This is a genomic window from Synechocystis sp. LEGE 06083, assembly GCF_015207725.1.
Lineage (GTDB): Bacteria > Cyanobacteriota > Cyanobacteriia > Cyanobacteriales > Microcystaceae > Synechocystis > Synechocystis salina.
Genome location: NZ_JADEWJ010000072.1, coordinates 1 through 14,818 on the forward strand (window position 1 = coordinate 1; position 14,818 = coordinate 14,818).

Sequence of the window (14,818 nt, forward strand, 5' to 3'; positions counted from 1 at the left end):
ATAAGAGAAAGGTACCTGAGCTTTTTAACAAAGATTAATTCAATTTGACTTAATTATTATTAAATTAAGCTATAATCTCTTTTGAATTACCTCAGCTCCTAATAATAAATTTTTCTGTAAAAACTATTGATAAATGGCTCGACCAGAAAGATAAAAGCCAACAAGGTTTTAATTTATTAATGCCTCTATTTTTTGCAACAGGCGCTTGATCTCAATCGGCTTGGTATCATAGTCGTCACAGCCGGCGGCGATCGCCCTCTCTCGATCACTAGCCATGGCATGGGCGGTTAGGGCAATGATGGGAATGTGAGCCCCATCAGGATGACTTTTAATTTGCTTAGTAGCAGTCCAGCCATCCATGACCGGTAAACTCATGTCCATGAGGATAAGTTGGGGAGACTCTGAGATAGCCATGGTCACTGCCTGTTCACCGTCAACAGCCATTACTACTTCATATCCCTTGCGCCCCAAACGACGGGATAGCATGTCACGATTCATTTCATTGTCTTCAACCAGGAGAATCTTAGTCATAGATTCAATACTGAACAGTTGTTAGAATTATAGCAATAGCTGTCCTGTTTTATCCCCAACTAAATTGTTAATCTTTGCCACAAAGTTTATCTAAACAAAAAATGTTCCCTCACTAATTCAATCTTCGGGTGACAGCTTGGTGTTATTTCCATCAAAATCTTCAATAATTGTATATTAGTGATTTTTAACCATGGTCTCAATTATCAAGTCAGTGCGAAGAAGTCTGTTGCTGAAATTCGTGCTTTCCTATTTTTGTCTTTCCAGCGTGGTAGTGGCATCAATTTTTTTAGTTGCCAACTATAGGGCAGTTAAGGGCATAGAGAATCAAACATTCCAACGTTTAACTATTTCTAATAATCTGAAGGAATATCAACTAGAGCAATGGATGGAAAGTCAGAAAGATATACTCTTTCTGCTGAGCGAAATTAATAGCATTCAAATGGGAATTGAAATGCTTAAAAATATAACCAACGACGGTTCTGACTATAAGGCCGCCCAGCAAATTTTAATTGACGAGTTGCAAGAAATTAATCTTTTTCTTCCCCATGTTGAAACTATTAACATTCTCAACACTGGTGGTATTGTAGTGGCCTCTACTGACTTAGCTGAAATTGGTGTCTACAAGGGTATTGGAAACCAGACCACTTATTTTGCCAATATTAATTCTGATTTTAAAACTGTACCAAATTTCTATTTTTCTAAAGTTTATAATCGTCCCAGTATGACTTTTGCTACTAGCATAAAGCATGATCTAACGAAGGAAAGAATTGGTTATTTGAGTATAGATATAAATTTGAATGCCGTTGATGACTTAATTCGTAAGCGCACGGGATTAGGAGATACGGGAGAAACATTTTTAGTTGGAGAAATAAATAATCAAGTTTCATTTATTGCAGCAGATGAAAATAAAAGTTCGACGGCCAATGCTCCCAAGCCAAACTTTAATACCCTGGCAATAAATTCAGTAATGGCTGGCAATAGCGGCCAAGGTACCTATGTTAATTACGCCGGCACGCCCGTGTTGGGAGTGTACCAGTGGATAGATAAATATAATTTAGCTTTAATTACTGAAATTAGTGAAGTAGAAGCATTAGAGTCGGCTCGAAGATTTACCCGCATGTTAGTTTTGGTGGGATTGGTGAGCACGGCTTTACTTTTAATTGCGGTTTATCTACTATCTATCAAAATAACCAGACCAATTTTGCTAATTACCAAAGCTGCTACCGATATATCTTCTGGCGATCGGGGAGCTAGGGCCCCGGTGTTGGGAGAAGATGAATTGGGCATTCTAGCCAAGTCCTTTAATATGATGACTAATGAGTTACGAGAATCCTATTTCAGTTTACAGAAAAAAAATCAAGAATTGGAGTTAACCCAAAAACAGTTAGCGGTGGCTAATTCTTGTTTAGAAGAAAAAGTTCAACAAAGAACTGAGGAATTAGAAAATACGGTTAAAGCTTTGGAATTGGCCAGTTCCGAAGCCGAGGCTGCCAATGCCACAAAAAGTATTTTTCTCGCTAATATGAGCCATGAATTGAGGACTCCCCTGAACGCGATCATTGGTTATAGTGAAATGTTAATTGAGGAAGCTGAAGATTTAGAATCAGAGGAATTGGTACCAGATTTAGACAAAATTTTGCGTTCTGGGAAGGCTTTGTTGACTTTAATCAATGATTTGCTAGACATCTCCAAGATTGAAGCAGGAAAAATGGACCTCTATCTGGAAACTTTTAATCTCAATGAACTAATCGCAGGTATTCTTGATACTATTAATCCTTTGATCAAAAACAATAACAATAAATTAGAAGTGGAAATTTCTCTGGAATCGGCAGAAATGTATGGAGATTTGGTAAAAGTACGGCAAGGGGTGTTAAACCTGCTCAGTAATGCCAGCAAATTCACCAAAGAAGGGGTTATCAGCTTCACAGTCAAAGAATTTAAAGTAGACGAAAAGGATTGGCTTTCTTTTCAAGTCAAAGATACGGGAATTGGCATGACTGAAGAACAAATGTCGAAATTGTTTCAGCCCTTCACCCAGGCAGATTCTTCGACTACCCGTAAATATGGTGGCACTGGCCTAGGTTTGGCTATTACCCGTAAATTTTGTCAGATGATGGGGGGAGATATTTATCTAACTAGTGAAATGGGAGTTGGTTCTACTTTTACTATCAAATTACCCAAACATGTCCAGTTAAATTCTGTCCAAAATGATTGATTTTCATCATTTTTTTGATCACGTTTAAAATTTGTCCATGACTATGGTGATAGGGGGAGGAAATTTTCCTTGCCAATGTTACGGTCTGTTTGCTAGTATCCAATCCAATTACCTTATTACCTTGGGATCTCCCCAGAGCACCAAAGGACTTTATGCCAGCTGGAGAAAAATATTAATGGTTAGTTCGGGGTCAAAATGGTGACTGCTAAAAATTCTAATAGAAAGGGGTCTGGTAGCCATAATGGCAAAAAATCCCCCCGCAAAGGTAGATTCCAGGGCGGTAAATGGTTATTAACGGGTTTCGCTTTAACGGCGATCGCCTTGGTGTCAGCAGGGGCGGGTTCTTTGTTGGCCATGTATTCAACTCCTTTGGGCCAGAGCAGACTTACGCCAGAGCAGGCGGCGGTATTTGGCCAGAAAAAGGCAGTTTCCTACAAAAATCTCAATATTCCCCAACTTAGTCGCCCCATTAATGTGTTGGTGCTGGGCACCAAGGTGTTAACTTCTGAAGAGCCCGACCCCAGTCAGCCTAACCCCGGCTACCATGCGTTGGTCAATTCAGTGGAAGGCCTCACCGATACGATGGTGTTGATTCGCCTTGATCCGAAGGAAAAATCCCTGGTGGTGCTATCCATTCCCCGGGATACCAGGGTGGAAATTCCCGGCTACAACGGAGCTCGGAAAATCAATCAGGCCAATGCCTTGGGAGGGCCAGCCCTGGCGGCTATGACGGTGACGGATTTACTTGGGGATGTGCCCATCGACCGTTATATCCGGGTCAATGTACAGGCGGTGGAAAAATTAATTGATGCCCTGGGGGGAGTAGACGTATATGTACCCCGGGACATGAAATACCAGGATGATAGTCAGCGTTTGTATATCAATCTCAAGGAGGGACAACAGCGTTTAGACGGGGAAAAGGCTCTACAAATGTTGCGATTCCGCCACGATGCCCTGGGGGATATTGGCCGCATTCAAAGACAGCAAATAGTTATGCGGGCAGTGGTGGAGCAGGCCCTCAAACCCCAAACTATTCTGAGGATACCGGACATTGTCAAAATTCTGCAGTCCAACATTGACACTAACCTCAATATGGAGGAGTTAGTGGCGATCGCCGGTTTTTCGGCCCAAATTCCCAGGGAAGACGTCAAAATGTTGATGTTGCCGGGGGATTTTAATGGCACCGGTCGCACTAGCATTAGTTATTGGTTACCCCACCAGCGCAAAATCCAGGAAATGACGGAGGAGTATTTTGGCGCCATGGCCTCCAGTTCTTGGTTGTGGGATATGGAAATGGAGCCAGATTTAACTACCCTCGACCCCTATGCCGTGCGCATTGCCATCCAGGACAGTACCGATCGCCCCCAGGCAGTGGAGGCTTTGGTGAAAGAGTTGGAAACTGCCGGCTACAGCCGCATCAACGTAGTCAGTGCCCTTTCCCAGCCCTTACAAACCACCAGGGTAATTGCCCAACAAGGTGATCATTTGGGGGCCAGGCAAGTGCGTAATAGTATTGGTCTGGGGGAAGTTTTAGTGGATAGCAATGGTTATCTAATCTCCGACGTAACCATCCAAATCGGCGCTGATTGGCAATAGGAAATTCCGGCGACATATTTTTGTTAAAATTCAGTCACAATCAGTTTGTGCACAATTCACCATAAAATCCTGCTTAATTAGGAGAACCACATTAAATGTTAAAAAAATTGTTTGGCGCTAAAAAAGAATTTTACGTCCAGCTAGATGAAAATCAAGCTCCGGCCAAGGTAGAAGAAGCCGACGTGGCGATCGTGAAATCGGAGGTAGCTCCGGTGGAAACCCCAGCCCCCACCCCTTCGAAAAAAACTTCCATTAAGAAAAAGTCCGCTGCCAAAGCCGAGGCTCCAGTGGAAACTCCTGCCCCAGTGGCTCCGGCTCCTAAGGCCAAAGTTGATCCCAGCCAAGTGGCGTTTGCCAGTGGTGACCCCATTCCCCAAAATGTAGCCCGTCGTGCCCCTGGCCCCAGTTTGAATCGTTTCAAGGAAATGGCTCGCCAAGTTAAGGTTAAACGCTAAAAAATCCACTAATTTACCGTTTTATAGTCAATTAGGCTAAGTTCGGAGCGACAGCGGCTGACAAAATGCTTGTATATAAGCAATTCAAGTACACAAAAATGTACTTTTCTTAAATAAGTCAACCAGAACCTTAGTCTAGCCATTTGGGGGATACGATTCCTCTCCACTGCTTGTGAAAATGATCACAGGCAGTTTTTTGTTTTTCAGATTCGGAATTGGTTGCTGAGAGTTCAATTGGTGGACCTTAGCATTTCTTTATAAAACCTTGCAATCCAGGCCAGGCGATAATTTTTCCCCTTTGGAAACTATGGGGTAGCAATGGAAACTGTCTTGTCAGGGGTCGGAAGATTGGACAGGATAAAAAGCAACATCGAACTTTTTCTTGGGCTTTTCAGTTTCCTAAACCCAGTTAAATTCCTTGGCTTTAAACCTTAACCTTTAACATTTTCCTATTCATCACCGATGGTATCCACCCCCCTGCCTACCCAGCTAGAAACCATTCGCCCCGGCATCAAAGCTCCAGTGAAGGAAACTCTCCTCACCCCCCGCTTCTACACCACCGATTTTGATAAAGTCGCCAATATGGTGTTGAACCTCCAGGATGAAGAAATTGAAGCGGCGTTGGAGGAATTACGAGCTGATTACAATCGTCACCACTTTGTCCGTAATGATGATTTTAAGCGTAGTTTTGACCACATTGACGGAGCCACTCGTTTAGCGTTTATCGACTTTTTAGAACGGTCTTGTACCTCAGAGTTTTCTGGTTTTCTTCTGTTTAAAGAATTGTCCCGCCGTCTTAAGGGTCGCAGTCCCAAGCTGGCAGAGGCTTTTCATCTTCTAGCTAGGGATGAGGCACGCCATGCCGGTTTTATTAACAAAGCTATGGCAGATTTTGGACTTTCCCTCGATTTGCGTTATTTAACTCAAAAAAGAACCTATACTTTCTTTCCGCCGGAGTGGGTAATTTACACGGTTTATTTATCAGAAAAAATTGGTTACTGGCGTTATATTTTGATGTTTCGCCATTTAGAAAAAAATCCAGACCACAATATTTATCCCCTATTTAATTATTTTGAATGTTGGTGTCAGGATGAAAATCGCCACGGAGACTTTTTCAAAGCTTTACTCCGCTCCCAAACAGCTCTGTGGAAAACTTGGCAATCTCGACTTTGGTCCCGCTTTTTCTTGCTAACAGTATTTGTCACCCATACCCTAACGGTATTTGAACGGGGCGATTTTTATGAATCCGTTGGTCTAAACGCTAGGCAATATAACGTTGATGTGGTTAAAAACACCAACGAGACGGCGGCCCGGGCCTTTCCAGAAGTGTTGGACACGGATAATCCTAAATTTTTCTCCCGCCTAGAAGCCTGTGCCTGTGCTAACGAAAAACTAACGGCGATCGCCAACGGGAAAGCTCCGAAACTGGTCAAATTTTGTCAAAAAATGCCGTGGATTGCTGTGATTGTCTGGCAAATGCTCTGCATCTTTCTGCAAAAGCCAGTGGACGCAGAAGCCCGTCGGGGTGTGGTGTGCTAGTTTAATCGCTTTTTAACTTACTCCAATTGTTTACTAATTACTGCTAATTTCCTTTGGTAAAAACCATGACTAACCTTGCGCAAAAACTCCGCTACGGTACCCAACAATCCCACACTTTGGCAGAAAATACTGCCTACATGAAATGCTTTTTAAAAGGCATTGTGGAGTGGGAACCTTTTCGGCAATTATTAGCCAATTTATATTATGTTTACAGCACCCTAGAACCAGCCCTGAGGGAGCATCGGGACAATCAAATCATTAGTGCGATTTATTTTCCCGAATTAAACCGCACTGATAAATTAGCCAAAGATTTAGCCTACTATTACGGTGCCAATTGGCAACAGGAAATTCAACCTACCCCCTGCGGTAAAATTTATGTTAATCGCCTGAAAACCTTAGCCGAAAGTGATCCTGCATTGCTCATTGCCCATTGTTACACTCGCTATCTGGGGGACTTATCCGGTGGCCAGAGCTTGAAAAATATTATCCGTTCTGCGTTGCAATTGCCGGAGGGAGAGGGCACTGCCATGTACGAATTTGACAGTTTGCCTACCCCAGGCGATCGCCGTCAATTTAAGGAAACTTACCGGGATGTGCTGAATAGTTTGCCTTTAGATGAAGCCACCATGAACCGCATTGTTGAAGAAGCCAATTACGCTTTCTCCCTTAATCGGGACGTGATGCACGATCTAGAAGATTTAATCCGAAAGGCGATCGGTGAGCACACATTTGACTTGTTAACCCGTCAGGATCGCCCCGGAAGTACGGAAGCTCGGAGTACCAGTGGTCATCCCGTCGCCCTCATGGTGGGGGAATAGATTAAACTGGGAAATTAAGAGAGTATTTAAGCTAAAGTAAACACTCTCTTTGACAATTTTTTCTAGATAAAAGCTAGACAAAAAGTTAATCAAATCCGAGTTGTATTAGCAATATATTTGTTGTTGCTTAAATTTTCAACTCAATATTTGATTAATTTAAGAAAATTGGCAAAATAATTTTCCCAGGGTTAGAGCCAAGAGAAAACATTTTAAATATCTCTTAAATACCTCGATAAAAATCCATTTAAATAATCCCGATAACATCCAAAATTTATGACTACCACATTTCCTGCTGTTGAATTTAGTGCTGAATTATTAAACAAATATAATCAAGGTATTCCCCGCTACACCAGCTATCCTCCGGCTACAGAGCTAAGCCCCGCATTTGATCCTAGTGATTTTCGGGCGGCGATCAACATGGGTAACTACAAAAAAACACCCTTATCTCTCTATTGTCACATTCCTTTCTGTGCGAAGGCTTGTTACTTTTGCGGTTGTAATACCATCATCACCCAACACAAACCAGCGGTGGAGCCCTATCTGAAAGCGGTTGCTAAACAAATTGCCCTGGTGGCTCCTTTAGTTGACCGACAAAGGCCCGTGCAGCAACTCCACTGGGGCGGTGGCACTCCTAATTATTTGACCCTGAAACAAGCGGAATTTTTATTCAATACCATCACTGATGCCTTTCCATTGGCAAAAAATGCGGAAGTTTCCATTGAAGTTAACCCCTGTTACGTTGATAAGGATTATATTTTCGCCCTACGCCAACTAGGTTTTAATCGCATTAGTTTTGGTATCCAAGATTTCAATCCCCAAGTTCAGGAAGCAGTCAATCGTATTCAGCCGGAAGCAATGTTATTCCAAGTCATGGACTGGATTCGGGAAGCTAATTTTGAGAGCGTTAATGTGGATTTAATTTATGGTTTGCCCTATCAAACCTTGGGTACATTTCGGGAAACTTTACATAAAACAGCCCTACTTAACCCAGACCGCATTGCTGTATTTAATTTTGCCTATGTGCCTTGGCTCAAGCCAGTACAGAAAAAAATGCCGGAAGCGGCCCTCCCTCCAGCGGCGGAAAAGTTAAAAATTATGCAAGCTACCATTGCCGACCTCACCGATCAGGGCTACGTTTTCATTGGCATGGATCACTTTGCTAAACCTGATGACGAGTTGGCGATCGCCCAACAGCAAGGAAAATTACATCGTAACTTCCAGGGTTATACTACCCAACCAGAGTCCGATTTGCTCGGCTTTGGCATTACTTCCATCAGTATGTTGCAGGATGTCTATGCTCAAAATCATAAAACGTTAAAAGCTTTTTATAATGCCCTAGATCAAGAAGCAATGCCCATAGAAAAAGGCTTTAAACTGAGCCAAGATGATTTGGTTCGTCGCACTGTCATTAAAGAATTAATGTGCCAATTTAAGTTGTCTGCCCAGGAGTTAGAGGACAAATATAATTTAGGCTTTGACTGTGATTTTAACGACTATTTTGCCAAGGAACTAGCTGCTCTGGATGCTCTGGAAGCGGATGGTTTGCTCAGTAGGTTGGGGGATGGCTTAGAAGTTACCCCCCGGGGGAGGATTTTAATTCGTAATATTGCTGCTGTGTTTGATGCCTACCTACAAAATAATTCACAACAACAGATGTTTTCTCGGGCAATTTAAGGACATTTTTTCATTGGGTAAGCTATAATCGAGCCAGCTAGAAGAACTAGCAGATAGACATTTAATTCGCCTCCTTATTTACCTCCGCTGCTCCATCCATTTCTTCTTGGGCTTGGAAAAAGCGGGGGTAAATTTTTTCAGAAAAGAAGAGAGTACCAGCCGTTACACAAAATGGAATAGTCACTAGGTTAACTAGGGGAATACTCACCCAAATTAAGCTAGCTAGGGCAAACCCAGCGCTGAGGGGTAAACATTGAAAAATTATTAATAATTTACGACGAAATTTGAGGCGACGACGTTCTAAAGGGGGATCAAAAAAATCGATGCAAGTTAATAAAGATGTAGAACTAATCCCCACAATGGTGGCTACGGGGGTACCAAAGGCGGGTATCAAGTTAGAGGCAAAACCCACAGCGGTGAAAATGATTAGTAAGACTAATTTTTTTAGCTCAAAGGCTAGGGCTCGCTTGACTTCTTGTAGCATTCCCACTTCTTGCACTGTTAATTTACCTAGCAGTTTCTTTTCTAATTCTTCTGATAATCTACCGTACCAGGGAGAACCAAGTAGTCCTCCCACTTGGGAGAGTAAAAAACCTGCAATGATGAGCAGTAAAAGCCGCACTAACCAAATATAAAGGAAAAAGATAACTTGCAACACCGGTAAAATGTAGGGCACGATCTCGGGAATACGTTGCTCTAAAATTTCCACCCATTGCTGGGCATAACTACGGAGAATATCGACGCTGTCATTGCCAAAGTTTAGTAACTGCCAGTAAAGCAATATACCCAAGCTAATATTAATAATCAAAGGAATAATAATATAAATAGCTAATTCGGGAGATTGACGTAAAATTTTAAATGTACGCAGTGGGTAGGCAAGACCTTGAAAAAATTCCATAAATATTCATTGATTAATGATTATCATGCTTAGTATTCTATAGAAAAATTAGATGGGATTACTAACCTGATTTTTCATAATCGTGGCTAGGATTTTAGTCTTTTTTTACCCCATCCAATGCCGCCAGTAGCGCCTTCGCTTTTTGTAGCGACTCCAGCCATTCTTTGGTGGGATCACTATCCGCCACAATGCCAGCTCCCACCTGTCCTATCACTTGCCCAGGGGGAAATAGAAGGGTACGAATGAGAATATTTAAATCTAAGTTGCCCCGCTGATCCCAATAGCCACAGGAACCATAAAATAAACTGCGTCGTACTGGTTCTAATTCTTCGATAACTTCTAAACAACGAACTTTGGGACAGCCGGTAATAGTACCACCGGGAAACAAAGCTTTGACCAAATCCACCCCAGTTTTGCCCGGTTGCAAAATGCCACACACATTGCTAACCAAATGGGAGACATGGCTATAGCGTTCGATCGCCAATAACTCATCTACTTCTACCGTTCCCCAGGTGCAGACCCGGCCGAGGTCGTTGCGCTCTAAATCCACTAACATGATGTGTTCTGCCAACTCTTTGGTGTTGACTAGTAATTCCTGTAATAATTGTTCATCTTCCGCCAAATTTTTGCCCCTTGCCCTAGTGCCGGCAATGGGTCTGGTTTGGGCCACATTGCCTTCTAACTTAACTAATCTTTCTGGTGAACAACTCACCACATCTCCCCACGGCGATCGCCAATAACTAGCGAAGGGAGAAGGATTAATTGCTTGTAATCGCCGATAAATTTGCCAACTGTTAAGCTGGGCATCAATCTGGGCAATGAAACGTAAGGTTAGGTTGGTCTGAAAAATATCCCCTGCCTTAATGTATTGTTTGGCTTGGTTGACCATGGTTTCATACTGATCTTGGTCAGTGGTATAGGTCAAATTTAAGGGGGGAACTTGGGGCGATGCAATGGGGTTAATACTTTTTGATAATCGGGTTTGAAAAACTTGAGTTTGGACTTGATTAGTAGTGGCTAGCCACAATAGTTGTTCCCGATGGTCTAAGACTGCAAAATCTTCAGGTTCGTACCAATAGGCCACGGGAAAAGGCAAATGATCCGGGCGCAGGTAAGGTAAAGTTTCAATCGCCCAAGCGGTGTCATAACCTAACCACCCCAACCAGCCGCCATGGAAAGGTAAATGGTCCGGTACAGTTTTGGGCGCACCACCACACCGGGGTAACTGATGTAAGAAGCTAAAAATTTGCCCAGGGCTAGGAGTCCATAATTTCCCAGGGCGAGGCTGCCCAGCACAGATGGAATAACGGCCTAAATGGGGATAGTCCGGCGACGGCGGATAGGGACTTTCCAGTAGGGTGGCGATGGATTGATGGCCAAATAATTGACTAAAAACTTCGCTGCCAGTGCGACCTTGTAACGGCAAACAACACCAATGCCAGGGTTGGGGTTCCATTAGGCCATGCCTCCCCACACGATCCGAGCCCCCCAAAATATAACCAAAGTTCCCAGCACCAACCAATCTGCCCTCATAATGCGTAATTGATGCCACTGCACTTGATGCTCGTTGGGCGTGGTGAAGCCCCGCACTTCCATGGCGATCGCCATTTGTTCTGCCCGCAGTAAAAGATTTTCGAGTAATCTTTCCACCACTAAAATCCAAATCTGGGCGCTTCGTTTGATGCCTAATTTTTTCCAATTAATGGCCCTGGTGCGAATGGATCGGAATAGGTTTTGAATTTCTTCCATCACCAAGGGGATAAACCGCAAAGCTAGGGTCAAAATTAAGGTGATTTCCGTAATTGGCAATTTAAAGCGCCGCAGGGGAGTCATTAATTCCTCTAGTCCAGCGGTAATTTCCTCCGGGGCGGTGGTAAGCAAATATAAATTGGTGCTATAAACCAGGGTAAAAATCAAAGTGCTAATACGAATCCCCAATTCTAGGGAGCGGCGAGTAACTAATAATTTGCCCCATTCAAATAAAACATACTGGTAGGGGGTAGGGGGCACCACAATTTCACTAGTAGGCGATCGGGGTTGTTCCAACACAGTGAAACCGTCCGGACTAAAGGTAGTTAACAGGAAAATTAGGCCGGAAAAAAATACAAGTAAGCCCATTTGTTGCTTCCACACCCGCCAGGGAATACGGACTGCAAAGGTTAATAGAATTAGAAAAACGACAATGCCAAGGCGCCAAACGGCATTGGCCAACACTGGGGCTAACAAAAAACTCATTAGCCAAGCTAGTTTTACCCTGGGATCAAGGCGGTGCAACCAAGTCACCGGATTTTCCAAATATAAGCCGATGGGTAAAGACCGCATCAAATCCATAGCAAGGCCCGCCCTACAACAATTGGTTCCCTAGCATTTTGCCACAATCCCATCAGCCGGGGTTTTTCCCTGTTCCCCTAGCGCCCCGACTCAAACTGCGGGCGATGGCAGTTAACTGGCCACAGGCTCGCAGGGATCCTTGGATTAAATGACTTGCGGCCAGGGGACGGCGCAGTAAGGCTTGGGCCAGGGGGAGGGGTTGCAAGGCCCCTTGAGCGGTAAAAACGCCGCTGAGATCTGGTAAATCCTGGGCCATGGTGTCGCTCACCACCCGTAAAATAGCCACGGGAATTTCGGCCGTTGCTCCAAAGGCCAACACCGCTATATTTTCCATGTCCACCACTTGGGCACCGGATTTTTGCCCCAACAGTTGTTTTTCTGCCCCACTACAAACCACCTGGGGCACGGTAATGCCTTTCACCAGCGGAATCTGCCAATGGGGCTCCAACAAATGATTAATTCGCTCCATCAAATGGCGATCGCCAACGTATTCTGGTTGCCGACCATGGTACCCATGGCCCCAATATTGACACTGCTCTACCCAGACAGCCTGGCCAATGACGTAATCAGCGGATAAACTCCCCGTTACCCCCATCACCAATAAACCTTGGGGCTTTTCTGTTTCCGCCCAAGTCTGGGCCAGGTTTTCTAAGAAAGATTGCACCGCTGTGGCCCCCACTGGCATAGCCTGCAAATGTATGTGGTTGCTTTTCCCTAACCCTTTGGCGATCGCCTGGGCTTCAGTGCCTTGGGGAGCAAGAATCCACCAAGGGAGGGAGGGGAGATTGAGATCGGCTGGAATCATGTGTTAGTGTTAACTCTTGCAAATAATTCTTATTTAAAGTACCGTTTAGATACTCGCTTTAGATAGTTCAGATCTGAGTTTTAAACGGGATCAGCGTTCCCACCATTGTTGCCGCGTTTCTGCCCCTGCTTCCTATGACAGTCGCCCAATCCTCTCCCGTCGTCTGCTTTTCCACCGAAGAATCCGTTTTAACGGTACAGGACGTAGGCAAAAGCTTTCGGGGGCAATCCACTCCAGTACTCCAGAAAATCAGCTTTAATCTGGCACCGGGGGAAATTCTGGGATTATTGGGACCATCGGGCTGTGGCAAGACGACTTTGTTGAGAATTATTGCAGGTTTTGAACCCCCCACCAGTGGCACCGTTCATTTGGATGGGGATTGTGTTTCTGGGGAACATGGGCTTACTCCCCCAGAACAGCGACAAACGGGTATGGTCTTTCAGGATTACGCCTTGTTTCCTCACCTTACCATTGCCGATAATATCGCCTTTGGTCTACGCCATAAATCTCAAAAGTTGAACCGTCAACAAATCCAAGGTCGGATAGGGGAGGTGCTCCATTTAGTGGGATTAACGGGGCTGGAAAAACGCTATCCCCACGAACTGTCCGGTGGTCAACAACAGCGCATTGCCCTGGCCCGGGCCCTGGCCCCCAAACCGAACCTGATTTTGTTGGACGAACCCCTCAGCAATCTAGACGTACAGGTGCGCCAAAGGCTACGGCACGAAATTCGCCATATCCTCAAAGCCACTGGCACTGCCGCTATTTTTGTCACCCATGACCAGGAAGAAGCCATGGCCATTTCCGATCGCATTGGTGTGATGTATCGGGGTAATTTGGAGCAAATTGGCAGCCCAGAGGAGATTTATCGATCGCCGGCTTCCCGTTTTGTAGCGGAATTTGTTACCCAAGCCAATTTTGTGCCGGCCCAGCGCCAGGGAGAACTGTGGGCCACGGAGTTTGGCCAATGGCCTTTAACTTTCCAAGGCATTCAGCCGGAATTGCCTTCAGCGGGGGAACTGATGTTAAGAGAAGAAGAAATTGCCCTGAGCCCTGCTAGTGATGGCCCGGTGGTCATCCGCGATCGCCAATTTTTGGGACGGGAATATCGCTACTGCCTGGAAACCGCCGCCGGTCGTCAAATCCATGCCCGTACTTCTTTGCAAACGGTAATTCCGGTGGGCAGTAGGGTAAATTTAACTCCCACCAATCCCTGTCCCCCCCTATTTGCCCAGGTCTAAGGCAATTTGATGGTATTAGTCAGTTAACGGTCTAGAATGGGCGGTGTTGTGGCCCCACCATTGCCGTGAGTGAATCTCCCTTAACGATTGTCATTGTTGATGAGGATCCTGTCTTTCGCCTGGGATTGATTACCGTTCTGGGAAGGGAGACCGGTGTGCAGGTGCTGGGGGAGGGGGACTCCCTCGATAATCTCCGGCAACAGCTAGAAACTCTGGCCCCCAGTATTTTACTAATCGATCCCCAGTTTCCCCGTCGTTCCCAATCTGGCTGGCCCCTCCTACGGCAATTAAGCTCTGCCTATCCCCAGGTCAAAATTTGTTTGCTCACCGCTAGTTTGGAATACGATCAACTGCTGGCGGCCAAAACCCAGGGTGTTGCAGCTTACTTCCCCAAAGGAACGGCGATCGCCGACTTGGTGACGGGCTTAAAGCAAGTCCATGGCGGCCAAACCTGCTGGCCTAGTTTGCAAACTGTCAACGCGCCCCCCTTGAGTTTGTGGGAAAGGCTGATCTGGCCTCTGTTCCGGGACGGACTAGGGCAAATCGAACAAGGGCTCCAACAAGTCCAGGTGAGTTTACAAGTACCATCCCTATCGGACTTTGACCGAATATTTTGGCAAGGCAGACAAAGGGAACTTAAATTTGCCCAGTGGTTAGTGCAGCATTTATTGCCCCATCGTCTCAAAACCTGGCGTAAAGCTACGAATGTTCTGAC

At 44.9% G+C, this 14,818-nt stretch carries 14 protein-coding genes; 8 read left to right on the forward strand and 6 right to left on the reverse strand.

Features of this window, described 5'->3' with window-relative positions; translation table 11 throughout:
• Positions 1 to 168: 168 nt before the first annotated feature.
• Positions 169 to 540 (reverse strand): response regulator, encoded by a 372-nt coding sequence (locus IQ219_RS07530; RefSeq protein WP_347338234.1) that lies wholly within the window; start codon positions 538 to 540, stop codon positions 169 to 171.
• A 181-nt stretch (positions 541 to 721) separates the two neighbouring features.
• On the opposite strand from IQ219_RS07530, the gene IQ219_RS07535 reads away from it, so the two are divergent.
• Positions 722 to 2,746, forward strand: coding sequence for a sensor histidine kinase (locus IQ219_RS07535; RefSeq protein ID WP_194072221.1), 2,025 nt, complete (start codon positions 722 to 724; stop codon positions 2,744 to 2,746).
• 179 nt (positions 2,747 to 2,925) lie between these two features.
• Here the strand turns inward: IQ219_RS07535 and IQ219_RS20050 are convergent, their stop codons facing one another.
• Complete coding sequence (locus IQ219_RS20050; RefSeq protein ID WP_228016786.1) at positions 2,926 to 3,102, reverse strand: hypothetical protein; 177 nt, start codon at positions 3,100 to 3,102, stop codon at positions 2,926 to 2,928.
• Between IQ219_RS20050 and IQ219_RS07540 the strand changes: the two genes are divergently transcribed.
• From IQ219_RS07540 to hemN, 5 genes are all read left to right on the forward strand, one after another.
• Positions 3,101 to 4,342 carry an LCP family protein gene (locus tag IQ219_RS07540; protein ID WP_228016787.1) on the forward strand — a complete coding sequence of 414 codons (1,242 nt, stop codon included), beginning with the start codon at positions 3,101 to 3,103 and terminating at the stop codon, positions 4,340 to 4,342. The two genes, IQ219_RS20050 and IQ219_RS07540, sit on opposite strands and share 2 nt — an antisense overlap.
• Before the next feature lie 95 nt (positions 4,343 to 4,437).
• Positions 4,438 to 4,797 carry a hypothetical protein gene (locus tag IQ219_RS07545; RefSeq protein ID WP_190596049.1) on the forward strand — a complete coding sequence of 120 codons (360 nt, stop codon included), beginning with the start codon at positions 4,438 to 4,440 and terminating at the stop codon, positions 4,795 to 4,797.
• 462 nt (positions 4,798 to 5,259) lie between these two features.
• Entirely contained in the window at positions 5,260 to 6,336 is a 1,077-nt protein-coding gene (gene acsF / locus IQ219_RS07550; RefSeq protein ID WP_194072223.1) for a magnesium-protoporphyrin IX monomethyl ester (oxidative) cyclase, read from the forward strand.
• Positions 6,337 to 6,401: 65 nt separating this feature from the next.
• A complete protein-coding gene (locus tag IQ219_RS07555; RefSeq protein ID WP_194072224.1) occupies positions 6,402 to 7,154 on the forward strand; it encodes a heme oxygenase (biliverdin-producing) in 753 nt (250 codons plus the stop codon).
• A gap of 273 nt (positions 7,155 to 7,427) precedes the next feature.
• Positions 7,428 to 8,828 (forward strand): oxygen-independent coproporphyrinogen III oxidase, encoded by a 1,401-nt coding sequence (gene hemN, locus IQ219_RS07560; protein WP_194072225.1) that lies wholly within the window; start codon positions 7,428 to 7,430, stop codon positions 8,826 to 8,828.
• Positions 8,829 to 8,889: 61 nt separating this feature from the next.
• Here hemN and IQ219_RS07565 read toward each other — a convergent pair whose 3' ends face one another.
• The 4 genes from IQ219_RS07565 to IQ219_RS07580 all read right to left on the reverse strand — a co-directional run bounded on the left by IQ219_RS07565 (position 8,890) and on the right by IQ219_RS07580 (position 12,862).
• Positions 8,890 to 9,726: an EI24 domain-containing protein gene (locus IQ219_RS07565; protein ID WP_194072226.1), complete on the reverse strand. Its 837-nt coding sequence runs from the start codon at positions 9,724 to 9,726 to the stop codon at positions 8,890 to 8,892.
• A 94-nt stretch (positions 9,727 to 9,820) separates the two neighbouring features.
• Positions 9,821 to 11,278: an anthranilate synthase component I gene (locus IQ219_RS07570; RefSeq protein ID WP_194072227.1), complete on the reverse strand. Its 1,458-nt coding sequence runs from the start codon at positions 11,276 to 11,278 to the stop codon at positions 9,821 to 9,823.
• A complete protein-coding gene (locus tag IQ219_RS07575) occupies positions 11,182 to 12,057 on the reverse strand; it encodes a CbiQ family ECF transporter T component (protein ID WP_194072228.1) in 876 nt (291 codons plus the stop codon). The genes IQ219_RS07570 and IQ219_RS07575 overlap by 97 nt, the downstream gene beginning before the upstream one ends.
• A 52-nt stretch (positions 12,058 to 12,109) precedes the next feature.
• Positions 12,110 to 12,862, reverse strand: a complete 753-nt coding sequence (locus IQ219_RS07580) for a hypothetical protein (protein WP_194072229.1) — start codon at positions 12,860 to 12,862, stop codon at positions 12,110 to 12,112.
• Between the two features lie 134 nt (positions 12,863 to 12,996).
• On the opposite strand from IQ219_RS07580, the gene IQ219_RS07585 reads away from it, so the two are divergent.
• Together IQ219_RS07585 and IQ219_RS07590 are read left to right on the forward strand one after the other, a co-directional pair.
• Positions 12,997 to 14,103, forward strand: coding sequence for an ABC transporter ATP-binding protein (locus IQ219_RS07585; protein ID WP_194072230.1), 1,107 nt, complete (start codon positions 12,997 to 12,999; stop codon positions 14,101 to 14,103).
• Between the two features lie 65 nt (positions 14,104 to 14,168).
• Positions 14,169 to 14,818, forward strand: a 650-nt coding sequence (locus tag IQ219_RS07590; RefSeq protein WP_194072231.1) for a response regulator transcription factor, incomplete at its 3' end; no start/stop codon positions are given.